This is a genomic window from Streptomyces sp. NPDC058000, from assembly GCF_042886435.1.
GTDB lineage: Bacteria > Actinomycetota > Actinomycetes > Streptomycetales > Streptomycetaceae > Streptomyces.
Genome location: NZ_JBHVQS010000005.1, coordinates 17,999 through 41,813, shown reverse-complemented (window position 1 = coordinate 41,813; position 23,815 = coordinate 17,999). Strand labels below are relative to the sequence as shown.

Here is a 23,815-nt window from a genome sequence, read left to right as displayed (position 1 = left end):
TACTAAGTTGGTTTATGGCTGAGTATCAGAACATCCGTACAGGCAGGCACTGCACTTTCGTGCTCCATGCGCACTTGGTTTTCGTGACGAAGTACCGGCATAAGGTCTTCACCGACGCCCATCTCAAGCGCATGGAAGAGATCATGCGGGCCGTGTGCGAGGACTTCGAGTGCGAGCTGGTCGAGTTCAACGGCGAGAACAACCATGTCCACCTGCTCGTGAACTTCCCGCCCAAGGTGGCCCTGTCCAAGCTGGTCAACTCCCTCAAGGGCGTCAGCTCCCGCAGGCTCCGCCAGGAGTACCCGGAACTGATCCGGCACTACTGGCGGGCACAGCGGCTGTGGTCCGGCTCCTACTTCGCCGGATCGGTCGGCGGGGCTCCGCTGTCGATCGTGAAGCAGTACATCGAGCAGCAGAACCGGCCCGTCTGAGCTGAGGCCAACAGCGCAGACCCGTGCCCACGGCCGAGGTCAGAGCAGTCCTCAGAATCGCTTCACCACCGGGCTGAAGCCCGGTGCACTGCGATTAATCTCGGTAGCAGTTGCTCGCGCAGCCCGTGTTCGCCTCGTCGGTCCGGGCGCAGTACCTTCACCACGCATCGGCACTCCCGCTCCTGGCTCCAGGCGTCGTACAGGTCCAGCCAGTCGGTGCGGCACAGGTGCGCGAGGACTTCGTAGCGTGGGGCCAGCATCGTGTCGGCCGCCGGCGGTGGTGGTGTGGGGGCTGGTGTACGGCTCATGGCGGAGCCTTGAGGCTTGAGGTGTCGGCGGGCCGGTGCAGGTGGTGCAGCCGCGCATACGCCGCGCTGTGGGTGAGCAACTGGTGGTGGGTGCCGCGGTCGGCGATGCGGCCGTGGTCGAGGAGCAGGATCTGGGTGGCGTCGCGGACGGTGAGCAGGTTGTGGGAGATGAGGATCGTCGTGCGCCCGCTCATCAGGAGGCGTAGTGGTTGCAGGATGCGGCGGCCCGATGCGGCGTCGAGGCCGGTGGTCGGTTCGTCGAGGATGAGCAGGGGTGCGTTGCGGATCATGGCGCGGGCGATGGCCAGACGCTGGCGTTGTCCGCCGGAGAGCAGTCGGCCGCGTTGGCCCACTACGGTGTCGTAGCCTTCGGGGAGTTGGCTGATGAAGGTGTGTGCGTCTGCGGCGTGGGCGGCTGCGACGATGGCTTCGTCGCCGGCGTCCGGGCGGCCGTAGGCGATGTTGTCGCGCACTGTGCCGTGGAGGACGAGGGTCTCTTGGAGCAGCAGGGCGACGTTGTCGCGTAGGTCCTCCAGTCGCAGGTCGCGTAGGTCGTTTCCGTCGAGGCGGATGGTTCCGTGGTCGGGGTCGTAGAAGCGCAGCAGGAGCTTGGCGGCGGTCGACTTGCCGGCGCCGCTGGCGCCCACCAGGGCCAGTGTCTGGCCGGGTGCCACGGTGAACGAGACGTCTGCGAGGGCAAGTTGGGTGGTTCCTGGGTAGTGGAAGGAGACGTGGTCGAACTCGATCTCGCCGTGGGCACGGCCGAGCTTGTGGGGGGCCGGGGTCTGGATGACTTGGGGCCGCTGGTCGAGCAGTTCGATGATCCGTTCTGCGGCGGCGGAGGCCGAGTAGAAGGTGTTGCTGAGGCCGGAGATGCCGCGGATGGGGCCGTAGAGCCTGCTCAGCAGGGTGAGGAAGACCATCAGGCCGCCCAGGGTGAGGTGGCCGTGTGTCAGTTCCCAGGTGCCCAGGCCCATCACGAGTAGTGCGCCGGCCAGTTCGATGAGGTCGACGATCGTGGTGTACACGGCGCCGAGGCGGGCGGATGCCATGACGGCTCGGAACCTGCCCAGGCTCTCCCGTTCGAACCTGCCGTGCTCCCAGCGCTGCCGGTTGTACGCCTGGACGAGGGCGATGTTGCCCAGGGTCTCTTCGGTGATCGCGCTGATCGAGCCGCTGCGGCGCCGTCGCTCCCGTGATGCGGCCTTCACCCGTCGGGAAAAGCGCCGGGCGGTGAACCAGAACAGGGGGGCGATGACGAGGGCGAGGACCGTCAGGTCCCACCGCAGGTAGAACAGCACGCCGAGGAAGACGCCCAATCTCATGACCTGTGCGATCGCGTTCACGATGCCGGAGAGCAGGAACGTCTCGACCGCGTCGACGTCACCGGTTACCCGGGAGAGCACGTCGCCGAGCCGCCGCCGTTCGAAGAATCCGAGTGACAGTCCTTCGACGTGGCGGAACAGATCGGACCGCAGGGCCAGGAGGAACCGTTCGCTGACCCACGTGGAGGTCACGTCGTCGGCGAAGGCGAGAACTCCGGCGAAGAGTGTGAGCCCCAGGTAGGCGAGGGCGATCGGCAGGAAGAGGTGCAGGTTGCGCGGGACCAGCATGTCGTCAATGACGATCTTGAAGAGCAAGATCTCGGCTGCGTCGACGACGGGTCCCAGCACGACGAAGGCCAAGATCACCACCAGCCAGCGCCGGCCGCCGCGGGTGTACGGCCAAAAGCGCCGGAAGACGTCGCGCAGGGCCACCGGTGGGGCGGCCTGGACGATGGCGTCCGCGTCGGTGGGGTCGTCGGTGACGGGCAGCAACCGCCGCACCGTCCTGGCCAGGCGGCTCGTCGCGGAAGGGCGCGTTCCCTGCTTGCCCGCGCCGTTGCCTGGGGCCTCGCCGTGGGAGGGGGCGTTCGGCCGCGCGCTGCTCATGTCGCCTCACCGACTGGTGCGGCCGGGCAGAAGCCCGGCCGCTGACACACCCGACGCGTGTCAGTACCTCCCTCCACGGTCCCGGTCGCGGTCACGGTCCCGGTCACGGTCGCGGTCATGGTCGCGGTCCCGACCCTCGCGCCCGCGACGGTCGTGGTCACGTCCGTCTCCGTCCCCGCGCCTGCCCGTCGAGCGGTCACGACGGCTACGGCCCAGCGCGGGAGTGAGGTTCGCGAAGATTCCCATGCTCGCCCCTTCCTCCTGGCCCCCGTCCATCCATCCATCACTCACGTATACGGAATGGAGCGCGAAAGGGATTGAACCCGATGGTTGGATCCGAGGCTTGGACTCGGTGCTTGGACCCGGTGCTTGGACTCGATGGTCGGCGGCAATTCCGCGCCAGCTGCGGCGGCTACCTCGCGCCCGAGCAGGCCCGCGGCGCGATGCTCACCCCCGCGGCCGATGTCTGGGGAATCGGCATCACCCTGTACGAGGCCGCCACCGGCGACGCCCCCTTCGACCACGGCACCACCTCGGACGAGAACGGCGACGCGGCCCAGGCAGCCGACCACACCTCGCACGAGGACCGAGACGACGACCATGCGGAAACGCACCGGTACCCACAGCTCCACGCACGCGCCCCCTCCGTCGCAACCCGCCGGCGCCTTCCCCGCTCCCTGGCCGCGGCGATCGACAGCTGCCTGACCCCGGCCCCGGACTCCCGGCCCACCCTGACCCACCTCGCGGCCGCACTTGAGCTGCCACAAGGCCGGCGCGAGGTGACAGCCGAGCCATGACCTCGCCCTCATACCCACGCGCCTCTGCCTGCCCCACCGCGCTCGGTTGTCATGGCCATCCAGGCCCCGGGACGGTCGACGGTTCCGTCACCTTCGGTGCACGGGCGAGCGCACCCGTGGCAGGCGGTGACGCCGAGGGAGAATGGGGGAGTGGTCTTCCGTAACCGCCAGGCAATCCCTTGGCCGGGGCGGACCGTATACAAGGGTGTGCAGAGATTGCAGCTCCCGGTCGGACGCATCCCCGACGAGGCGCTGCTGGCCGGCCTCGCCGCGGGTGACCCGGAACTCGCTGTCACTTTCGTACGTCGATTCCAACACGCGGTCTTCGGCGTGGCCCTCGCGGTCACCCGCGACCCACAGCTCGCCGAGGACATCGCCCAGCAGACGTTCGAGCGCGCCTGGCGGCACGCGCAGATCTACGACTCCCGCCGCGGATCGGTGACGGCCTGGCTGACGACCATCGCGCACAACCTCGCCATCGACGCCGTCCGGTCGCGTCGGCCCGAGCCGGTGGCCCCGCAGGACCTCGACGCACTCCTGGACGCGGTGACCGACACCCCCGAGCGGCAGGCGCTTGCCGACGAGGCGTCCGCCACCCTGCGGGCCGCGGTGGCGCAGCTGCCCGGTGCACAGGGGCGCGCCCTGGTGATGGCGGGCATCTACGGGATGACCGCTCAGCAGGTCGCCGACTGGGAGCACATCCCGGTGGGCACCGCCAAGACGCGGATCAGAACCGCAATGGAAAAACTACGGACCACTCTGACCTCGCCCCGTCCCACCAACCTTCATTCCACGCCGTTGAACCCCTCGTCCGCGAACCCCCCGCATCCCCAGCCCACGTCCCCTAAGCGAGGAGGCCATGAATAAGGACCTGACCTGCGAACGGCTGCGCGAGACCGGCGCCGAACTGGCACTGGGCGTGCTCTCGGGCCGGGAGCGGGCTGAGGCGGCCGCCCACCTGGACCGCTGCGCGGACTGCCGGGAATACGTCGAACAGCTCGCCCTCGTCGGCGACGGGCTGCTCGGGCTCCTGCCCGGCAGCGAGCCGCCGGCCGGTTTCGAAGCCCGGGTGGCGCGGCGGCTGAACCAGGCCCAGGCCGCACGCGACGGACGCGAGAACGCCCGCGGCTTCGGGGCCAGGCACGCCGGGTTCCGCAGAGGCGTACGGCTGCGGGTCGCCTCTGCCGCGGCCGTACTCGCACTCGGCTTCGGGTTCGGCGGCTGGGCCCTGGGCACGGCCATCGAAAGCGTGGTGGCCGGCCCCGCACACACCGCCCAGGGCGAGGCGAGAGTGCTCTATGCGCACCTGACCGGAGCCGGTACGGGACAGCGGGAACCGGCCGGTGACGTCTATGTCCACCCCGGGTCGGAAGGCTGGGTATTCATGTCCGTCGACCTTGCCGACGCCGGGAACCCGTACACCGGAAAGGTCACCTGCCTACTGGAACGCAGCGACGGCACCACCGTCCGACTCGGCACCTTCGACCTGCACGACGGCGACGGCTACTGGGGCGCCCCCGTACACCCCGCCACGCTCTCCGGCATCCGCCTGACCTCGCCCGACGGCCACGTACTGGCCACCGCACACTTCACCGCGCGGTGAACACCGCACACCCACCACGGGAAGCCAGATCCACCGCCGACAACCAGTTCGCACCACCCGGGCAGCGAAGAGTGCCGACACGCTTCCTTCACCACATCTCCCCGATCATGCATCGGTTGTCCTGCCAGGCCAGGGGCACACTGATCCGCATGACGTTGCCGAGCCGGGCCACCCCCAGGCAAGGCCACGTGCACTACCGAAACGTTCGCGATTGCAGTGGGTGAGTTGTGGCTGAAGTGACGCTGTTCCTCCGGGAGTACGCCAGGGCCCGTCGGGACGTGGGGGCGATCACCCCCAGCAGCGCCCAGCTCAGCAGAGCCCTCACCCGATATCTGGTCCCCAGCCCAGGCCACTCCCGCGCGGTACTTGAGGTAGGGCCAGGCACCGGAGCGGTGACCCGACACATCGCCGGCGCACTCACCCCGCTCGACACCCTGGACCTGATCGAGGCAAACCCGCGCTTCGCCGCCCTGCTGCGACAGACCTACGCCGGTGACCCCAGGCTCCGGATCCGCACCGGCCTGGTACAGGAACACGACCTCGGCTCCTACGACACGATCGTGTGCGGCCTGCCGTTCGCCAACTTCGATGCCCGGACCACAGAAGAGATCTTCGACCGGCTGCTCGGCGCCCTGCGGCCCGGCGGCACCCTGTCCTTCTTCGGCTACGTGGGCGGCGAGACGATACGCCAGACATTCGCCGACGGAGCGGAGCGCAAGCGCACCCTCGCCGGCCTGGGCGTACTGCGCCGCATCCTGCGCCGACACACCTTCCGCACGGAGACGGTGCTGGGAAACCTGCCACCGGCCCGGGTTCACCATCTGGTGCCGGTCAGCCCACCGGCTCACTCCGCACGGCCACAGCCCTGCGACTGCCGCGAGACGCCCTCCGAGACGCCCTCCGAGGCGTCCTCCTGAGCGACCCGGCGCAGCACAGCCCGGGGGCTCAGCCTCTGCCTCTGCCCGTGCCTGTTCCGGGCCTGTGGACTTCGCCGTAGCGGACCGGCTGGCGACTCGGTTCACGCTGGGCGCCAGCCACTTCGCGCGAGGTGACGGGGAGCGGCTGGGGGCACCCCGCACGGTGATGGCTTTCGCGCGGTCGGCCAGTGCCGTTTTGTCAGGCCGGCCGCGGAATCGCCCAGCTTCTTGCGCTGGCCGTACCCCGAACGGACAGCACTCAGCAGGCAGTCGAGGCGCCCCGGCCGACCGACGCCGGGCGAAGGAGCTCGCCGGCGCTGGCCCCGCGGGCCGTACCCCCTCGCTCGCACGCTTCGCCCCCGGCGGCAGCGGCGAGGGGGACGAAGCCAGTGAGCCACGTCTCACCCGGGCGGCACCGCTTGTCTATGCAACGAGTTGCATAGCAGGATCGGGGTATGGCGCTCGAACACGCGATCCTCGTCTCCCTGCTGGAGAAACCGGGTTCCGGCTATGAGCTGTCCCGGCGCTTCGAGCGGTCCATCGGCTACTTCTGGACCGCCACCCACCAGCAGATCTACCGCGTTTTGAAGCGGATGGAGCACGACGACTGGATCGACGTCCGCGACGTGCCGCAGCAGGGCCGGCCGGACAAGAAGGAGTACTGCGTCGCCGCCCCCGGCCGCGCCGCCCTCTCCCGCTGGCTCCACGAACCGGTCGAACCCGAGAGCGTCCGGCACGACCTCGCCGTCAAGATCCGCGGCGCGGCCTTCGACGACCCGACCGCCCTGATCCACGAGGTCGAGCGGCACCGCCGGACACACACCGACCGGCTCGCCCACTACCTCGCGGGGGAGCGGCGCGACTTCACCGACCCCGAGGCCGACACCCCGCTCGACGCCGGAGAGGAACTCCAGCACGTCGTGCTGCGCGGCGGCATCGCCTACGAGCGGATGACGATCGCCTGGCTCGACGACGTCCTCGCCACCCTGCACCGGCTCCGCCCCCAGCCCTGACCCCTGCTCTGACCCTCGGCCTGACCCCCGCGCGGGCGCCACGACCCCGCAACCCACCCAAAACCCGAGCCCGGAAAGGCGTCCCCCATGGCGGATTCCCTGCTGTTCAACCCCCGCACCTACGACCCGACGCACTTCGACGCCGAGACCCGCCGACTGCTGCGCGCCACCGTCGACTGGTTCGAGGCACGCGGCAAGCGCAAGCTCATCGAGGACTACCGCTCCCGTGCCTGGCTGGCGGACTTCCTCGAATTCGCCGCGAAGGAGGGTCTGTTCGCGACGTTCCTCACCCCCGCCGCGGACGGGCAGCCCGACAAGCGCTGGGACACCGCCCGGATCGCCGCCCTCAACGAAATCTTCGGCTTCTACGGGCTCGACTACTGGTACGCCTGGCAGGTCACCATCCTCGGCCTCGGCCCGGTCTGGCAGAGCGACAACGCCACCGCCCGCGCCCGCGCCGCCGAACTCCTCGACCAGGGCGAGGTGTTCGCCTTCGGCCTCTCCGAGAAGGCCCACGGCGCCGACATCTACTCCACCGACATGCTGCTGGAGCCCGACGGCGAGGGCGGCTTCCGGGCCAGCGGCGCCAAGTACTACATCGGCAACGGCAACGCCGCCGGCCTGGTCTCGGTCTTCGGCCGCCGCACCGACATCGAGGGCCCGGACGGCTACGTCTTCTTCGCCGCCGACAGCCGCCACCCGGCCTACCACCTGGTGAAGAACGTCGTCGACTCCTCCAAGTACGTCAGCGAGTTCCGCCTCGACGACTACCCGGTCGGCCCCGACGACGTCCTGCACACCGGCCGCGCCGCCTTCGACGCCGCCCTCAACACCGTCAACGTCGGCAAGTTCAACCTCTGCACCGCCTCCATCGGCATCTGCGAACACGCCATGTACGAGGCGGTCACCCACGCACAGAACCGCATCCTCTACGGTCGCCCGGTCACCGCCTTCCCGCACGTGCGTCGTGAGCTGACCGACGCCTACGTCCGCCTCGTCGGGATGAAGATGTTCAGCGACCGCGCGGTGGACTACTTCCGCTCCGCCGGCCCCGAGGATCGCCGCTACCTGCTCTTCAACCCCATGACGAAGATGAAGGTGACCACCGAGGGCGAGAAGGTCATCGACCTGATGTGGGACGTGATCGCCGCCAAGGGCTTCGAGAAGGACACCTATTTCGCCCAGGCGGCCACCGAGATCCGGGGCCTGCCGAAGCTGGAGGGCACGGTCCACGTCAACCTCGCCCTGATCCTGAAGTTCATGGGCAACCACCTGCTGAACCCGGCCGAGTACGCACCCGTGTCCACCCGCCTCGACGCGGCCGACGACGCCTTCCTCTTCCGGCAGGGACCCGCCCGCGGCCTGGGCGCCATCCGCTTCCACGACTGGCGCACCGCCTACGACCGCTACGCCGAGGTGCCCAACGTCGCACGCCTGCGTGAACAGGCCGACGCGCTCTGCGAGTTCGTCACCACCGCCGCTCCCGACGAGGAGCAGAGCCGCGACCTCGACCTCCTCCTCGCCGTCGGCCAGCTCTTCGCGCTGGTCGTGCACGGCCAGCTGATCCTGGAGCAGGCGCACCTGACCGGCCTGGAATCCGACGTCCTGGACGAGCTGTTCGCCGTCCTCGTCCGCGACTTCTCCGCGCACGCCGTCGAACTGCACGGAAAGGACTCCGCCACCGAGGACCAGCAGCGCTGGGCACTGGGCGCGGTCCGCCGCCCGGTCACCGACGAGGCCCGCTCCGCCCGTGTCTGGCAGCGCGTCGAGGCGCTGGCCGGGGCCTACGAGATGGCGCCGTAACACCCCTACCAGACAGCGCCGTAACGCGCCTACCAGCTGCTCGCCCGCCCGGGGTCGCACATCGCGGCCCCGGGCTCACTGCCGCTTGCGCCCGCACGGCAACGTGCCCGACCGGCCCGGGGCGGTCGCGCACCCGTCAGGGGAGCGGCCGCCGGTTGGTGGTGTCGTGTACGCGCACGATTCCGCCGTAGGTGGAGATGTAGGCGGAGCCGTCCGGGCCGAGGGTGATGGGGGACCAGTTGTTGTTGGAGGCGTCGCCGGTGCCGGTCAGGACGCGGAACCGGGTACGGCCGGTGCGCCAGTCGATGCCGGTGAGGTACCAGGCGTCGACGCCCTGGGCGTTGGACGGTTTGGTGTAGGCGTAGAGGATGCCGTTGGCGCGCGAGAGCTTGGTGACGACGGTGGGGGACTGCTCCGGGCTGGTCCAGGCGATGTGGCAGCCGCGGCCGTCGGGGTCGACCTCGACCTTGGTGATGCCGCCGGGGGTGCTGCGGCCGCGCTGGGTGTCCTTGAGGGAGGTGTAGCCGTAGTCGTTCTCCACCGAGAAGCCGTTGCCCCAGGAGGTGAGGGAGTTCTCGGTGGCGCCGGCGCCGGGTGCGAAGACCGGTACCGAGCAGACCAGGCGGTCGCCGGTGGGGTGGTCGCCGCGGCGGTAGATGTCGACGTGCATGCGTGGGTCGGCGTTGTCGGCGATCGCGACGTAGCGGTCGGTCAGTGCGGGGGTGGCGCCGGTGCCCTGGTTGATCTGGCCGGGCTTGTGCCGGGTGCCGCGGTCGTAGCTCTCCTTCCAGTCGGTGTGCGGGGTGCCGTCGGGGGCGGCGTGCAGTTTGTACAGGGCGTGGTCGGTGGCGATGTAGGCGCCGTCCGGGCCGGTGGAGAAGGAGTTCTCGATCTCCTCGCCGCGCAGGTGGATCGACCTGACCGAGCCGGTGGTGGGGTTGATGGTGCCGATGCGGCCGTGGTCGCTGACCCACCACAACAGCCCCTGGTAGTCGGCCTGGACGGCGGTGACCGGGTCGCACTCGCCGGACGGGTCGGGGTCCGTCGCGGATGCGCAGTCGTGCGGCAGGTGGGTGCGCAGGTCCCAGTCGTCCGTGCGGTGGAAGCTCCACCGCCCCCGGGCGTCGCGCCGTACGGCCAGGCGTTGGACGTGCTGGTCGGCGCTGGCGATCACGATGCGGTCGTGGTTGTCCAGGTAGTAGTAGGAGCCAGAGGTGTCGGAGAACATCACGGCCGGGTTGCCGGTGGCGGCGGCCTGGTACGTGGAGGGGCGAACCGGCAACGGGTAGACCGCGAGGTCCTTGAGGGTGGCGGGGTCCTCCAGGCGCAGCGTCGGATGGTGGGACGCGCCGCCGCAGTTGAGGACCATCAGCCCGTTGCGCAGGAAGGTCGCGGTGGCGCACTGCGGCGGATCGACGGGGCCGGTGGCCTTGCCGACGCCGGTCACCTGCGGATGCCGGCCGAGGGGGCCGGACTGCGGCTGGGTGTTGGTGGCCTGGCTGTCACCGTGCATGGCGCTGATCCCGTTCGGCGCCATGAAGGGGTTTTGGGTTTCCTTCCCCGGCACGGGGCGGGGCGCGACGGGGGCACCGGCGGACCCGGGCGCCCCTCCCGCGCCGGGGGCGTCGGGCCGGGTGGCTGCCTGGGTCGGCGAGACGCCGGTGAGCAGCAGGGCCGAGGCGGCGGCGAGGGCGGCGGTCGCGGTGCGCGCCGTCCCGCGCCGACTCCGGGCCGACGGCCGTAGGGGCTGTCGTATCCGGTGCTTGCTGATTCCGGGCATGCGGTGGCCTTCCGATGTCGAGGCAGGGTCGGTCGGCTCCCGCCGCACATGATTAAGGCGAGTGCCTTAATAAGGTATACGCCTTAAACTGGTCCGATGACCAGAGGGACCAACGCACGAGCCGCCATCGCCGCGGAGGCATTGCGGATGTTCGCCGAGCGGGGCATCGACGCCGTTTCACTGCGCGAGATCACCGCAGCCGCCGGCCAGCGCAACAAGTCCGCGGCCCAATACCACTTCGGAACCAAGGAACACCTGGTCCGGGAGATCTTCGAACGCAACGCCCACGAGGTGAACGCCCGACGCCAACGACTCCTCGACGCACTGTCCACCCGCGATCCACGCCCCGGCGTCCCGGACCTGGTCGACGCGCTCATCCGCCCGCTCGCCGAGACCGTCGACGAGCACAGCCACTACGCCCGCTTCCTGGCCCAGGTGTCCCTCCACCCGTGGATCGACGCCCTGGCGGCCGCGGACCCCGAGGTGACCAGCAGCATCCAGGCCGTCTTCACCGCCCTCGCCCAACACCTCGACCACGTGCCCACCCCCATCCTCCGCACCCGGTTGGCCCTCGGGATGACCCTCACCGTCCACGCGCTGGCCGCCTGCGAACGCAGCCTGCCGCCCGCCGACCCGGACAACGCCCGCCGCACCGCCCTCCTCACCGTCAACCTCGTGGACAGCCTCGTCGGCAGCCTCACCGCCGCCGTCTCCCCAGCGGCCCTGGACCTCCTGGCGAACGGGAACGACGCCCCGGCGAGCGGCTGGACCTGGCCCCTCCTCATCGGGGCAGAGGGCGGAGGATGAACGCAGAGAGCAAAATCCCCGCACAAGCACACGAGTTGACCACGACGTGCTCCCGCCCGGCAGGAACCAACGCGAGCGGGAGGCCGGGCGGCGTGCTGCGGTGTCGGCGCTGATGTGCCCGCGCAGAGGCTGCGGGTGTTCCGCGGTACAGATCGCCCGGCAACCGGCCCCCGAACCATCCAACGGCATCGTCTTCCCCTGCGAGCGGGACGTTCCGTTGCGCCGGGCGCCGTCCGCGGCCCACCCGGGGCGATCACGCTGATAGCGTCTCCGCCGTTGTTGAGTGCGTGTCACATGCACGCGCCGAACGGGGAGGACCAACGCACCATGATGGGCCATTCACACGCGATGAGCGGTGCCCTGCTCTTCGCAGGCACCACACCCTTTCTGCCTCCGCTGGTGATGCACACTCACCTCGCGCCGCAGGAAATCCTGATGGGCACGGTGCTGTGCGCCGGCGCCGCGCTGCTGCCGGACCTGGACCACCACGACGGCACCATCGCCAACTTCCTCGGCCCGGTCTCCAAGGTCCTGTGCCGCTTCGTGGCCTGGATCTCGGGCGGCCACCGCCACGCCACCCACTCGCTGTTCTTCGTGGCCCTGATGACCGCGGGCACCTGGGCCGGCGTGACGTACCTGGGCCGGCCCTTCACCCTCGTCCTGACCTTCTTCCTCCTGGCCCTCGCGGTCCGCGCGCTCAACCTCTGCCCGCCCGGCCACGGATTCTCCGCCTGGAGCACGATCGTCGCCATGGCCGGGATCGGCACCGCAGTGATCGCCAAGTTCATCCCCTCGGCCCCCGCCTGGCTGCCGTACGCCGTCGGCCTGGGCTGCCTGGCCCATCTGCTGGGCGACTCCATCACCAAAATGGGCGCCCCGTGGCTCTGGCCCCTGAAGAACCGCTACGAGATCGTCATCATCAAGCACAGCGGCAACAAGCTGGAGACGGAGATACTCACCCCGATCATGGGCGTCGCCACCGTCGTCCTGCTGTGGTTCACGGCACTGTCGCCGCACCCCTTCAGCTGAAGCCTCTCGCGCAACCGCACGGCCTGAACCGCCTCGACGCTGATAGCGCGGGCGACCTCCACCAAGCGCCACGAGCTCGTTCGAAGTGCTCACGGGACTTCGTCCGCGCCAGCTTCAACGGCTCGTGCAGCCCGGCCCGGGCACCTTCGCGGCCCGGGCGGTCAGGCCCAGCCCAGCCCGCACCGGGGCCAGCTCCTGGAACACAACCGCCGGAACATACGCGGGAGATGCCGGTGAAGGCACGAGAGGAAAGGGCCGCACGGGCCCACTTCGTCGTCACACCCGAAGAACCCGTGCGGCCCGCATCATGCCAGGCCCGAGGTGTTGGCGTTGGCCGGTCGCCCGATCAAGTCAGCTCCTCGGCGAGCAAGTCCATCAGCAGTGCGTCCTGCCAGAGTCCCGTCTGGTGGTCGCGCCCGTACGCTCGCATGATCCCCACGGGCTTGAACCCGACCTTGCGGTAACTGCGGATCGCCGCGGTGTTGGCTGCCGCGGGATCGATGGTCAGCCGGTGATGACCGCGTTCCCGCACCAGCCACCTGGCCAACGTGCGCACCGCGTCGGCACCCAGCCCTTTCCCGTGGTGCCGTGCCGTCAGGAAGATGTCGATGCCGGCACGGCGGAACTCGGGGTCGGTCTCTTCCTCGAACTGGACCGCTCCGATGACCTCGCCCTCGAAGACAACGGCGAGCATGCCCGCAAAGTCTTCTGGAGGCGACCACCACGCCGCGACTTCCGGCTCTCTCACGATCCTGCCGAGAACCGCACCCTCGCCGCCTCCCACTGGCCGCAGTACGACATCTTCCCCGCGCAGTTCCATGCCCTCATTGTCCCTGAGGAGCGCAGAGGCTGAGGCTGCCGGCCAGGGAGGGTGCGGCCTCCTACGTCGATGCCGAGTCCCTCATGGCGGCCGCGGTCGCAACGAGCGTCAGCCGTTGATCAGTGCGTCGGTGAAGGCGAACGGCGACTGGGAGACGCCGCTGCACACCGGCGAGGCCGCCACCGGCTTCATGGTCCGCGCGGTGTCCATACCGCCCTTGGCCGACGCCTTCGCAGCCGAGGTGCATGCCTGGTCGCGGCTGACGGACCAGAAGGACATCCGGCCGACCCCGTTGCCCGCCGCCCAGCTCGCCACCGAGGCGGCGTCGGCCAGACTGAAGGTGGAGCCGTCGTCGTTCACACCGACCATCGGGGTAATGCCGAGGTTGGCGTAGGTGTAGCCGGAGTCCACGGACTGCATCTGCGCCAGGGTGGCCTTGCCCGCGCTGATCGCGGCCGCGCCCATGTCGGTGCCGGTGCCCTGCCCGTAGTCCATCGTCATGATGTTGACGTTGTCCAGCTTCACGCCGGCCGCCTTGGCGGCCTTCAGCACGTTGACGCCGTCGGCGGTCAGGCCGGTGGGCAACACCGGCAGCGTCACCGACGCGGTCAGCCCGGAGTTGTTCGCCTTCAGGTCCTTGATCGCGGTCATCTGCCGGGCCACGCCCGCGGTGTCCGCGACGGCCGCCCCCTCGATGTCGAAGTCCAGGGAGTTGGCGCCGTAGGCGGTGATCTCCTTCTGGTAGCCCGCGTCGATCTGGCCCTGGTCGGTACAGGTGAAGGCCAGCGGCTCACCGCTTGCTCCGCCGGAGGAGATGATCACGCTGGCGCCCTCGGCCTTGGCCTTGGCGATCTCCGGATCGGTGTTCGGGTCGTTGCCGACCGGGAGCGTGTCGCCCCAGATGTTGTTGCAACCGGAGCCGATGGTGAAAGCGGCGGTGTAGGTCTTCACGCCATGGCTGGTGATGGCTGTGTCGAGCCGACCTTCGGCGGAGTTGCTCATGTCCACGTACGGGGCGAACTGCGCCGCGTCCAAGTGGGCGGCCGGGCGGATCGCCTGCGGGTGCGTGGTGCCCGCGCTGGCGGCGGTGATTCCGAGGGCGGACAAGGCTCCGGCGGCTGCCGCAGCCAGAGTTGTACGGGTCGACATCCTCATCAGGGGTCCGGTCCTTCCGTGGGGGAGGAAGAAAGAAAAGCGTGACCGTTCACCGACAAAAGCTGGACTAGACCAAGGCCGCCGTCAAGAGTCCAGCAGACCGCAACCACCCCACCTTTGCCACCACTTGGGGCATTCCTGGAGCCCGGGTTGCCGTTCACGCCGAGATCGAGACGCCTTTCTCGATCTCACGGGCGCAGGGAAACGACTCCCGACCGGTCACTCGTCCCCGGTGAAGCGGTGGGTTTTGGACGGGGGCCAGCCGGGGTCGCCGGTGTGGGCGAAGGAGACCCAGGCGCCGTGCATGCGGGCGGCGAGGCGGGCCGGTGGCGCGGGCGGGCCGAGCAGGCCGCGGGGGCCGCGCAGGGCGGGGAGGCTCAACTGGTCGAAGACGAAGGGGAGTTCGGTGGTGTGGGCCGCGCCGAGCCGGCCGTCCAGGGCGGGCGAGCGCCAGGCGAACGCGTAGGTGTGGGTGGGGGCGGCGCGCTGGGCCGCGTGGGCTTCGGCAAGGCGCCGGCTGCCGGTGCCGAACAGTGCGTCGCCCAGGAGGTCCGAGCGGAGACGGCCCGCGCTCGCCCGCGGATGCCTGGCGCGGTACTCCGCCACGAGCGCGGCCGGGTCGGGGTGGATCCGGGCGGCGAGGCCGTGCGCGTCCTCGGCCGTCGAGGTGGTCAGCTCGCCCTGCGGTGCGAGGTAGAGGTTGCCCTCCTCGGTGGTGGTGCCGACGAGGAGGGCCACGCGGGCGCCGGCGCCCGCGGCCACCGCCTGGGCCGGCTGGCGGTCCAACACCAGGCTGTACGGGCTGAGTCCGAGCAGCGGATCGGACCGGGTGGCGGTCCGCAGGTCCATACCGGTGAGGCCGGGCAGGAGGGCGAGGAGCCGTTCATCGGGGACCGCGGCGAACTCCGCGACGGTCGGTTCGATGCCGAGGGCGGCGGCCGCCGCGTGGGTCACGCGCGCCGCCTGCTCGCGGGAGAACGCGCCCAGGCCGCTGCCGCTCTGGACGATCGCGCGGTGGAAGAGGCCCGCCGTCTCCGGTGCGGCCAGGACGCCGCCGGTGAGCGTCGCGCCCGCCGACTGGCCGAACAGGGTGACGTTGCCGGGGTCGCCGCCGAACGCCTCGATGTTGCGCCGGACCCAGCGCAGGGCGGCCACCACGTCGAGCAGTCCGCGGTTGGGCGGGGCGCCGGGCAGGTCCAGGAAACCGGCGGCGCCCAGGCGGTAGTTGACCGTCACCAGCACCACGCCGTCGCGGGCGAAGGCGGTGCCGTCGTAGAGCGCGGCGCGGGTGGAGCCGGCCAGGAACCCGCCGCCGTGCACGAAGACCATCACCGGGTTGCGGTGGGCGCCGGGCGGGGCCCAGACGTTGAGCGTCAGGTAGTCGGCGCCGGGGATCCAACCGGGACCGAAGTACGGTGCCATGTCCAGGGTGCCGAAGCCGTCCCGGCGTGGCTGGGGCGCGGTCGGTCCGGGCCGGGTCGCGTCCCGGACGTCACGCCAGGGCGGGTGGGGCGCGGGCGCGGCGAAGCGGCCGGCGCCGGCCGGGGGCGCGGCGTAGGGGATGCCGAAGAAGACGTGGGCGCAGGCACCGGCGAGGCCGCGGACGGGGCCTTCGGTGGTGGGGACGAGCGGGTGGGGCATCAGTTCTCCTGTCGTGCGCCGCCGCGGGTGCGTGTTCGGGCGCCCGCGGCCGCGGGTGGGGGCCGCCGCTCAGACGAGGGGGAACGGGGCCCAGTTCTTCAGCGCGAAGCGGTCGCCCTCGCGAACGACCTCGGCGCCGCCGTGGCCGCCGAAGTGCGCGGGCAGCACCAGCGCGTTGGTGTCGGCGGCCCGACCGAGCAGGCGCCGCCGGGTGGCCCTGGCCCGGTCCGGTTCCTCGCAGAAGCAGCTGTTGGTGTCGGGCTCGACGAGCTGGAGGGGAGTGTGCAGCAGGTCGCCGACGAACAGGGCCCGGTCGGTGCCGGATTCCAAGGCCAGGACCGCGGAGCCTGGGGTGTGGCCGGGCGCCGGCTCCAACCTCAGGTGGGCGTCGATGCGGTAACCGTCCTCCCACAACACCGCACGACCGGCCCGGTGCACGGGGGCGACGCTGTCCTCGAAGACGTTCTGGTTGCCGCGGCCCAGTCTGGGGTGGTGGCCGCCTGCGGGGTTCCAGAAGTCGAAGTCGGGCCGGGGCATGAGGTAGGTGGCGTTGGGGAACGTCGGGACCCACTCGCGCCCGTCGAGGCGGGTGTTCCAGCCGACGTGGTCCACGTGCAGATGGGTGTTGATCACCACGTCGACATCCTCCGGCCGGACCCCGGCCCGGGCGAGGTTGGCCAGGAAGTCGGTGTTCAGGTGGCTCCACACCGGGGAGTAGGGCCGCTCCTTGTGGTTGCCGACGCCGGTGTCGACGAGGATCGTGCGGCCCTCGCTGCGCAGCACCCAGGTCTGCACGGCCGAACGGCAGATGTCGGTCTCCGGATCGAGGAAGTCGGGCGCCAGCCAAGGGGCATGGCGCTGCCAGGCCCCTTCGGGGCTCTCGGGGAAGAAGGTCTCCGGCGTCATTCCGACCGGACCGACGTACTCCATAACGCGGGTGACGGTGACATCACCCAGGACGAGGTCGTGCATCTGCGCTCCAGGTGCTCGCTGGTGGTGCGCTCAGCGTGCGGTTCCCGGCCGGGAGGAGCCAGCCCCAGCGGTACCTATCCCGGCGGTACCTATCCCTGCCCATGCCTGTCCCTGCCGGTGCCTATCCCGGGCAGGGACAGGCAGGCCGGCCGACGTGGGCGGATACTGGCCGCATGGGTGTCACCGGCCAACTGGGGGAGTTCCTACGGGCACGGCGTTCGCGTCTGCGTCCCGAGGATGTCGGCCTGCCCGCGTTTCCCGAACGCCGGCGGGTGAGCGGACTGCGGCGGGAGGAGCTCGCGCACCTGGCCGGGGTGAGCCCGTCGTACTACACGCGCCTGGAACAGGGGCACGCGGTCAACGCCTCGGAGGCAGTGCTCAACGCCCTCGCAGGGGCGCTGCATCTCGATCCGCACGAGCGGGCCCATCTGCGCGAGCTGGCCGGCCGGCGCCCCCGGACGCCGTGCCGGCCAGCGCCGGAACGGCTCCACGCGATGACCCGGGAGCTGATCGGCTCCCTGCCGGACGTACCGGCGCTGGTCCTCGGCCGGCGGACCGACGTTCTGGCATGGAACGGGCCGGCGCACGCGCTGCTGGCCGGGCACACCGACCGCACCGCGCCGGAACGGGCCGCGGACCGGCCGAATCTGACCCGGATGCTCTTCCTCGACCCCTGCACCCGCGAGCTGTACGCCGACTGGCCACGCAAGGCGCGCGCCGTGGTGGGCAATCTGCGACTGATCGCCGGACGACACCCCGAGGACGCGCTACTGGCCGCGTTGATCGGCGAACTGTCCATGAAGAGCCCCGAGTTCGCGGCACTGTGGGGCGACCACCGGGTGCGGCCGTGCGAGGGCGAGGAGTACGAGCTGCGCCATCCGCTGGTGGGCCCGGTCACCGTCACCCAGCACTCGCTGGTGCCGCCCCACTCGCCGCAACAGTCCGTATTCCTCATCACCGCCGCGCCGGGGGACGACGGTTCGCGGCACGCGCTGGAACTGCTCACCCTCACCCGGTCCGGCTGAACGGTCCGACGCAGGCGACCACGGCCCGGCCCGGGGTGCGCTGCGCGGCGCGGCGGACGGAGCCGACCGGCCCGTGGTGCGCAGCGCGTGTCTGCCCGCCGCCCGCCGGATGCCGCCCGCCGGGCGCCGGGTCGTTAAGCGGCTGGGCCTGACCGTCGTGCGCGCTGCCGCTCGCCTCGCCGCCTACTCATCCCATCGAGACCGCGGCGTTCATCTCCCACAGCAGGACCTCCGCACCCTCCGGCCCGGCGGTGATGCGCTGGCCTTCGGCGCGCGTGATGCGTGCCGCGTCTCCCGTGGCCAGCACTCCGGCGCCTTCCAGCTCGACGCTGCCCCGGGCGACGAAGAGGTGGGCGAACGGAGCGGTGACGATCGGCAGCGTCTCGCCGGGACGCATACGGCTGACGTGCAGCGCGGCGTGCTTCTGCCGGATGCTGATCGCCCGCTGATCGGAGTGCTGGGACATACCGGAGGCCAGGGTGGTCCAGCCCCCGCGAGCGAGTTCGTCGTTGATGTCGAGCTGCTCGTAGCCCGGGCGGATACCGGCCTCGTCGGGGATCACCCACATCTGGAGGAAGTGGACCGGTTCCTGGTGTTCGGGTTGGCCGGTCAGGGTCCACGAGTCGTTCTTCTCGCTGTGCAGGATGCCGGTGCCGGCGCTCATCCGCTGGGCCAGGCCCGGGTAGATCACGCCGTTGTGCCCCTCGGAGTCCTGGTGGACCAGACTGCCGTCGAGTACCCAGGTGACGATCTCCATGTCCCGGTGCGGATGGGTATCGAAACCGGTACCCGGCGCGACGATGTCGTCGTTGGAGACCAGCAGCAGCCCGAAGTGGGTGTTGTCGGGGTTCCAGTGGCGGGAGAAGGAGAAGGAGTGGTGGGAGTCCAGCCACCCGGCCCGGGTGTGGAAGCGTTCGTCGGCGTGACGGACGTCGAGGGTCGAAGCCATGGTGCGGTCCTTTCTGGCTGATACGGGCGGTCCGGGGCCCGCGGCTTTGGGCCTGGGGGCCTGGGGTCGGGTGCCTGCGGCCCGGGGGAGAGGAGCACCTTTCAGAGCACCTCCCACCGGTTGGTTGAATCGTAAACAAAGTGTGAGGGTGGCGGTATTCCACGACCGAGCGGCCGGCTGCTCGCCCGCCCCCTTGCCCGCCGGCCAGGCGCTCGGCGCAGCGCCGGCAGAGCTGTGCCGAGCCGTGCCGAGCTGGTCCTCCAGTTCAGTCGCGGACTCGAAGGTGCCGGGGTGCCCCTGATGGACAGCAGCGGCTGGCCAGGCACGGGAGCCTCATGCGGAGGGATCCGAGTGCGGAGAGGGGGATGGCAGGGCGCGGACGTGATCGGGTGAGAGGTGCAGCTCGTACGGCAGGCAGCAGTCGGAAGAGAGGGTCGCGACCAGCGTTCCGCATGCACAAAGCTGGTTCAGTCCACCGGTGGGAGTCGCCCCGCAACACGCGGCGGAGACGTGCCGCGTCTCCAGCCCGCGGGCGTCGTCCGGGTCGATGACGATGTTGCCTCGCGGCCCCTGGGAGACGAGCGGCTGCCCGTGCACGTTGAAGTGGGTCCCGCGGCGTGGCATCACGGGTCCGGGCACGTCGGCAACGACAAGGGGCGCGCCGTACGGTTCCGTCTCGATCGCGTAGTGGCCCGACGGCACAGTGGTCGGCGACGGCCCCATCTCCTCCGCCTCCCACCACTCGTAGTAGGGAGCCTCGGGAACCGCCGGCAGACGCTTCAACGGCCCGGTCAGCGCAGCACCACAGGCGACACACACGAAGACGGTCGTCTCCGCCGATGCCTCCTCGACACCGGCAGAGTCAGGCACGGCGGCCTGCCCGTTGCCCGGCTCGACACCGGCCCTGTCGTGGCGACGCTGATCTTCCATGGGGGAACCGTACTGAAACGCGCCGATCGTTCAGCAGCCGCACCCACGCAAGACACCACCACGGCGCCAGAGCAAGCACCCAACTGTCCTTGAAACTCGGCGACATGGCTTCCCCTTCGAATCCCCTTCGAAGAAGGTCCTCCCGCTACTGAACAACAGCCGGGCGGTGAACACCGCGGCGGAGGCTTCTCGTAGCTCACCGACAAAGCCAACCCAAGGGGAGAACGGCCTCGATCATGTCCGCCTCCGCCTGGAAGTGCGGGGCCGCGCCCGGCCTCACCCCTCCCAGGCATACACCCGTACCGGATCGAGGTGCAGTTCGTGCGGACCCAGGCAGTCCGCGACGAGGGTCGCAATGAGGGTCCCGCAGGTGCAGGCCATGTTGCGGCCGCCTACGCCCCCGCCCGTGCTTTGCACTACCGCCGGGTGACCGAGCGGATCCAGGCGAGTTGCTGGGAGATCTCACCGGCCTCGGCGATCTCCTGCCGGTCGGAGCCGTCGAAGACGCCAAGGAGAGTCTCCGTGCCGCGTGGGGCGATGCTCATCACCGGACCTCCGGAGTCGCCACCGGCGGGAATCCCGGACACCTTTTCTATACAGAAGTCCGAGCCGCCCGGCGCGGTGTAGCCGGCACAACGGGGGTCGTCCGGCCGTACGATCCGCAGGTCCGACTGCTTGAGCACGGGGGACTGGCAGGTGTTTTCGTCCCCGGTGCAGGTGGCGCCCCACCCGTACTGGCGCACGACCTGGCCGGGGTGGACACCGGCCGTGGCCAAGTGCGCCGTGCGGACTTTCATCGGCGGGACCTTGATGAGCATCATGTCGGCGTGCGCGCTTCCCACGCGTCCGCCGGGCACCGGGCGCACCGTGGTGCCCTTCCGCATGTCGAGGCTGCCGACCCGGAACGAGATCCGCTTGTCGGCGACCGGCTGCGCCTGCTCGAAGAAGCAGTGCGAGGCGCTGATGATCCACTGAGGTGTGACCGCCGTCCCGGTGCACGCCGGTTTGCCATCGACGAGCATGCGCACCGCCCACGGCCCGTAGGTACTCTTCGACCCGCCGATGACGGCGGAGGCCGGCGCGGACGACATCACCGAGCCTGTCACCAGCAGTAAGGCGATCAGCAGCAGCACACGAACTCGACGCACCATCCCAAACAGCTCCTCTCCCGTCGGGGCACGTACTGGTGGAGATGCCCCGCTGGGCCGAAGAGTTCCGAATGATCTGAACGAAACGTCCCAGCCGGCAGGAGCAGCGCGACGGGGCCCTCGCCAACCAACTCAGCCGCCGCAGGTCAGCGCAGAGCAGACGATCAACTTCGCTGTCCTCGGCTTGGATTGACTTGAATTGGCTTGGACTGGATTGGATTGGATTGGCGGAGCGCATCGTGGTCCGGTGAGGGTGTTAGTGGGGTGTTAGCGGCGCGGCAGCCTTGCGACAGTGGCCCCGAGCAAAGTGGGTGTCGTACTGAGGAAACGACGACACCCACTGCCCCCGGGGGACCCGAAATGCGCTCCAACACCGCTGCCCGTACCGCTCGTCGCCGCACTCTGCGCGTTGCCGCCGCGGCCCTGACCGCAGCCGCCGCGCTTTCCCTGACCGCCTGCTCCGGTTCGGACGCCGCCGGTTCGAAGGCCGCGGGCGGGACGCAAAGTGGTGTGAACGCCGCGGGCGTGGATGCGGCCGGTTCCTCCGGCTCGGGTTCCTCTGGTTCGGGTTCTTCCGGCTCTGGTTCTTCCGGTTCCTCCGCTGGTGCGCCGGGTTCGGGTGCCAAGGCGGGTTCGGGCGCCGAGGGCGGTACGAAGGCGGAGGCCGCGGGCAAGCAGTCGGGTGGTTCGCACGCCACCAGCGGTGGCGGGGCGGGTTCGGGTGTCGAGCGCTGCCACACCTCCGGTCTGAAGGCGTCGTTCGCCACCGGTGGCGACGCTGCCCCGGACCCGAATGCGGCCGGCGCGACGACCACCAGCGTCGTGCTGACCAACAAGGGCAGCCGCACCTGCAAGATCGGCGGCTTCCCGGGTGTGGACCTCACGTCCGAGAACGGCGGCGAGCGCTGGTCGCTGGCCCGCTCGTCGGCCAAGCACGGCTCGATCACCCTGGGCCCCGGCGACAGCACCGACTTCACCATCAACGTCGCCATGACCAAGGAAGACACCGGCTTCTACCAGCCCGCCTGGGCGGACGTCACCCCGCCCAACGAGACCAAGTCGCTCACCATCAAGTGGCCCTGGGGCACGCTCGTCGACCAGCGCGCCGCCACCCACCCGGCCACCTTCGTCAACCCCATCGGCTGACACCCCGCCCGCGCGATGAGGCTGAGGTTGACGCCCGGCGCTTCGCACGGTGGCCGTCGCCGTGTCCAGGCCGCGGTCCTCCCGTGGCGGGCCGGCTGGCCGCTGACTGTGGAGGACCGCCGCCCGCCGCCTGCCGGGCGCCCGGCGCCGGGTGTTGGGCGCCGACCTGCGCGAGGAGGCGGCCATGTAGGCCGCCGTGAAGGGCGGAGCAACGAGGCGCATGCGAGGGGCATGCAGTGGGTTGGACAGGCCAGCCCGAACCGATCATGAGGAGTTGAGCGTGAAGCGCATCATCATCGCCCTGGGTGTGGCCGCTGTACTGGCAGCGGGCGTGGTAACCGTGTTGAACATGACGGGCGACGGCTCGGTTGCCACTGCCAGCGGAACAGGGCCGGTGGTGCCGCGGACGGACGTGGAAGAGCGTGCGGCGAAGGACTTTCCCTACCGCGGAGACGCCCCCGATGCGGTGAGCTGCCCGAGCGCGCTGCCCGCGAGGAAGGGCGCGTTGGTGCGGTGTACCGCCATCTTCGGCAAGGAGAGCAAGACCATGGAGGTCTCCGCCGACAAAGTCGACGGAGACCAGGTGTCCTTGGGCTTCGGCCTGCTGGAGAGCCACTGACGCCGGCGTCGATGGTCAGCGCTTCGTCGGCGGCTTGATCAGGTAGAGCCGGCGGGCCAGGTCCAACGCGGTCAGCAGCACGTCGGCGCCGTTCCAGCGGTATTCACGGCGCTGCCGCCACGCCTCGCCGGCACCGTTCGGGTCGGCGGCGCGTGCCTGTACGACGACCTGGGACCGCTGGTTCCAACTTGTGATCTCATCCGCGTGGCTGCCCACCACCCATGCCTGCCTGCCACGGAGCGCCTGGGTGATCTGCGCGGGAATCGCCTGGAACCGTGCCCCTTCGGCCAGGGCCACGGCCAGTGCCTGGACACCCTCCTCCAGCCCATGGGTGCTCGTGTTCGGGTCGTGATCGAAGATGGCGCCTACGGCATCCCGCAGGCGGCTGCGGCTGATAGTGGTGCCGGGGAGGTTCCGGTAGTTCACGCCCCAGCCGAAGTGCTCCCTGCGGACACCCCGGTACACCTCTCGCGGGACCATGTCGCGCCCGCCCTCGGTGAACGTGTAGAAGGTCTCGCGGCTCCCGTTGTGCACGTAGAACCCCAGCAGATAGCTGTCGGACCGGCGGAAGACCCCTCTGACCATGCCGCCCAGGACGAACTCGCGCTCGGCGAACCGTCCGAGGTTGATCGACTGGAAGGCGTCGGCGTCGGGGTTCCGGATCAGATAGCCGGCACCGGGCAGCGGGACGGTCTGATTCCCCAGCATCGAGCTGCGGATGCTCGCGACCGTGTGCGCGTAGAGGTCGGCGAACTCCTCGTCGTCGCTCTCCACCGCCCTCGGCTGCGCCTGCGCCTGGGGCCGGGGCTGGGCCTGGGCGGACCGGTCCTGTCCGGTCCGGGCCGGTGCACCGTAGGAAACCGCCCCTCCCGCACCGAGCGTGCCCGCCAGCACCGAAACCACCACCGCCGCACTGACCAACCGCCGCCGCACCGGGCCGCGTTCAGACCGTACGGCCCGTTCAGCTCCTCGCGTCATTTCTTCTCGGCGT

Annotated in this window: 23 protein-coding genes; 12 read left to right on the top strand and 11 right to left on the bottom strand. The window is 70.3% G+C overall.

Annotated features, from left to right (window positions below):
- The first annotated feature begins 14 nt into the window (after nucleotides 1-14).
- A complete protein-coding gene (gene tnpA / locus ACFVT2_RS07575; RefSeq protein ID WP_390013331.1) occupies nucleotides 15-431 on the top strand; it encodes an IS200/IS605 family transposase in 417 nt (138 codons plus the stop codon).
- A 62-nt stretch (nucleotides 432-493) separates the two neighbouring features.
- On the opposite strand, the gene ACFVT2_RS07570 is transcribed toward tnpA, so the two are convergent.
- Together ACFVT2_RS07570 and ACFVT2_RS07565 are read right to left on the bottom strand one after the other, a co-directional pair.
- The gene (locus tag ACFVT2_RS07570) at nucleotides 494-739 is read right to left on the bottom strand and encodes a hypothetical protein (RefSeq protein WP_390013328.1); all 246 of its coding nucleotides are present in this window, start codon (nucleotides 737-739) and stop codon (nucleotides 494-496) included.
- Nucleotides 736-2,670 (bottom strand): ABC transporter ATP-binding protein, encoded by a 1,935-nt coding sequence (locus tag ACFVT2_RS07565; RefSeq protein WP_390013325.1) that lies wholly within the window; start codon nucleotides 2,668-2,670, stop codon nucleotides 736-738. Before ACFVT2_RS07565 ends, ACFVT2_RS07570 begins: the two co-directional genes overlap by 4 nt.
- 365 nt (nucleotides 2,671-3,035) lie before the next feature.
- Between ACFVT2_RS07565 and ACFVT2_RS07560 the strand changes: the two genes are divergently transcribed.
- The 6 genes from ACFVT2_RS07560 to ACFVT2_RS07535 all read left to right on the top strand — a co-directional run bounded on the left by ACFVT2_RS07560 (nucleotide 3,036) and on the right by ACFVT2_RS07535 (nucleotide 8,803).
- Nucleotides 3,036-3,467: a protein kinase gene (locus tag ACFVT2_RS07560; protein WP_390013864.1), complete on the top strand. Its 432-nt coding sequence runs from the start codon at nucleotides 3,036-3,038 to the stop codon at nucleotides 3,465-3,467.
- Nucleotides 3,468-3,674: 207 nt separating this feature from the next.
- Nucleotides 3,675-4,334: an RNA polymerase sigma factor gene (locus ACFVT2_RS07555; protein ID WP_390013322.1), complete on the top strand. Its 660-nt coding sequence runs from the start codon at nucleotides 3,675-3,677 to the stop codon at nucleotides 4,332-4,334.
- The gene (locus ACFVT2_RS07550) at nucleotides 4,327-5,070 is read left to right on the top strand and encodes a hypothetical protein (RefSeq protein WP_390013320.1); all 744 of its coding nucleotides are present in this window, start codon (nucleotides 4,327-4,329) and stop codon (nucleotides 5,068-5,070) included. The genes ACFVT2_RS07555 and ACFVT2_RS07550 overlap by 8 nt, the downstream gene beginning before the upstream one ends.
- A gap of 227 nt (nucleotides 5,071-5,297) precedes the next feature.
- Entirely contained in the window at nucleotides 5,298-5,987 is a 690-nt protein-coding gene (locus ACFVT2_RS07545; protein ID WP_390013317.1) for a class I SAM-dependent methyltransferase, read from the top strand.
- Nucleotides 5,988-6,442: 455 nt separating this feature from the next.
- Nucleotides 6,443-7,000, top strand: coding sequence for a PadR family transcriptional regulator (locus ACFVT2_RS07540; protein WP_390013315.1), 558 nt, complete (start codon nucleotides 6,443-6,445; stop codon nucleotides 6,998-7,000).
- A gap of 87 nt (nucleotides 7,001-7,087) precedes the next feature.
- Complete coding sequence (locus ACFVT2_RS07535; RefSeq protein WP_390013312.1) at nucleotides 7,088-8,803, top strand: acyl-CoA dehydrogenase family protein; 1,716 nt, start codon at nucleotides 7,088-7,090, stop codon at nucleotides 8,801-8,803.
- A 136-nt stretch (nucleotides 8,804-8,939) separates the two neighbouring features.
- Here the strand turns inward: ACFVT2_RS07535 and ACFVT2_RS07530 are convergent, their stop codons facing one another.
- Nucleotides 8,940-10,583: a hypothetical protein gene (locus tag ACFVT2_RS07530; RefSeq protein WP_390013309.1), complete on the bottom strand. Its 1,644-nt coding sequence runs from the start codon at nucleotides 10,581-10,583 to the stop codon at nucleotides 8,940-8,942.
- 96 nt (nucleotides 10,584-10,679) lie between these two features.
- On the opposite strand from ACFVT2_RS07530, the gene ACFVT2_RS07525 reads away from it, so the two are divergent.
- Nucleotides 10,680-11,390 (top strand): TetR/AcrR family transcriptional regulator, encoded by a 711-nt coding sequence (locus ACFVT2_RS07525; RefSeq protein WP_390013306.1) that lies wholly within the window; start codon nucleotides 10,680-10,682, stop codon nucleotides 11,388-11,390.
- Between the two features lie 327 nt (nucleotides 11,391-11,717).
- A complete protein-coding gene (locus ACFVT2_RS07520; RefSeq protein WP_390013304.1) occupies nucleotides 11,718-12,419 on the top strand; it encodes a metal-dependent hydrolase in 702 nt (233 codons plus the stop codon).
- 346 nt (nucleotides 12,420-12,765) lie between these two features.
- Here the strand turns inward: ACFVT2_RS07520 and aac(6') are convergent, their stop codons facing one another.
- The 4 genes from aac(6') to ACFVT2_RS07500 form a co-directional block, all read right to left on the bottom strand.
- Complete coding sequence (gene aac(6') / locus ACFVT2_RS07515) at nucleotides 12,766-13,239, bottom strand: aminoglycoside 6'-N-acetyltransferase (protein ID WP_390013301.1); 474 nt, start codon at nucleotides 13,237-13,239, stop codon at nucleotides 12,766-12,768.
- 108 nt (nucleotides 13,240-13,347) lie between these two features.
- Nucleotides 13,348-14,346 (bottom strand): chitinase, encoded by a 999-nt coding sequence (locus ACFVT2_RS07510; protein ID WP_390013299.1) that lies wholly within the window; start codon nucleotides 14,344-14,346, stop codon nucleotides 13,348-13,350.
- 267 nt (nucleotides 14,347-14,613) lie between these two features.
- Nucleotides 14,614-16,035: a carboxylesterase/lipase family protein gene (locus ACFVT2_RS07505; protein ID WP_390013297.1), complete on the bottom strand. Its 1,422-nt coding sequence runs from the start codon at nucleotides 16,033-16,035 to the stop codon at nucleotides 14,614-14,616.
- Between the two features lie 69 nt (nucleotides 16,036-16,104).
- Complete coding sequence (locus ACFVT2_RS07500; RefSeq protein WP_390013294.1) at nucleotides 16,105-17,007, bottom strand: MBL fold metallo-hydrolase; 903 nt, start codon at nucleotides 17,005-17,007, stop codon at nucleotides 16,105-16,107.
- 173 nt (nucleotides 17,008-17,180) lie between these two features.
- On the opposite strand from ACFVT2_RS07500, the gene ACFVT2_RS07495 reads away from it, so the two are divergent.
- On the top strand, nucleotides 17,181-18,032 hold the full coding sequence (locus ACFVT2_RS07495) for a helix-turn-helix domain-containing protein (protein ID WP_390013291.1): 852 nt from the start codon (nucleotides 17,181-17,183) through the stop codon (nucleotides 18,030-18,032).
- A 187-nt stretch (nucleotides 18,033-18,219) separates the two neighbouring features.
- Here the strand turns inward: ACFVT2_RS07495 and ACFVT2_RS07490 are convergent, their stop codons facing one another.
- The 3 genes from ACFVT2_RS07490 to ACFVT2_RS07480 all read right to left on the bottom strand — a co-directional run bounded on the left by ACFVT2_RS07490 (nucleotide 18,220) and on the right by ACFVT2_RS07480 (nucleotide 21,062).
- On the bottom strand, nucleotides 18,220-18,981 hold the full coding sequence (locus ACFVT2_RS07490) for a pirin family protein (protein ID WP_390013288.1): 762 nt from the start codon (nucleotides 18,979-18,981) through the stop codon (nucleotides 18,220-18,222).
- A gap of 333 nt (nucleotides 18,982-19,314) precedes the next feature.
- The gene (locus ACFVT2_RS07485) at nucleotides 19,315-19,911 is read right to left on the bottom strand and encodes a hypothetical protein (protein WP_390013285.1); all 597 of its coding nucleotides are present in this window, start codon (nucleotides 19,909-19,911) and stop codon (nucleotides 19,315-19,317) included.
- Nucleotides 19,912-20,327: 416 nt separating this feature from the next.
- Nucleotides 20,328-21,062, bottom strand: a complete 735-nt coding sequence (locus tag ACFVT2_RS07480) for a S1 family peptidase (protein ID WP_390013282.1) — start codon at nucleotides 21,060-21,062, stop codon at nucleotides 20,328-20,330.
- A 357-nt stretch (nucleotides 21,063-21,419) separates the two neighbouring features.
- Here ACFVT2_RS07480 and ACFVT2_RS07475 point away from each other — a divergent pair, with 357 nt between their 5' ends.
- The gene (locus ACFVT2_RS07475) at nucleotides 21,420-22,205 is read left to right on the top strand and encodes a DUF4232 domain-containing protein (RefSeq protein WP_390013280.1); all 786 of its coding nucleotides are present in this window, start codon (nucleotides 21,420-21,422) and stop codon (nucleotides 22,203-22,205) included.
- 280 nt (nucleotides 22,206-22,485) lie between these two features.
- The gene (locus ACFVT2_RS07470) at nucleotides 22,486-22,824 is read left to right on the top strand and encodes a DUF4333 domain-containing protein (RefSeq protein ID WP_390013277.1); all 339 of its coding nucleotides are present in this window, start codon (nucleotides 22,486-22,488) and stop codon (nucleotides 22,822-22,824) included.
- Nucleotides 22,825-22,839: 15 nt separating this feature from the next.
- Here the strand turns inward: ACFVT2_RS07470 and ACFVT2_RS07465 are convergent, their stop codons facing one another.
- Nucleotides 22,840-23,802, bottom strand: coding sequence for a ribosome-inactivating family protein (locus tag ACFVT2_RS07465; protein ID WP_390013275.1), 963 nt, complete (start codon nucleotides 23,800-23,802; stop codon nucleotides 22,840-22,842).
- Between the last annotated feature and the right edge of the window lie 13 nt (nucleotides 23,803-23,815).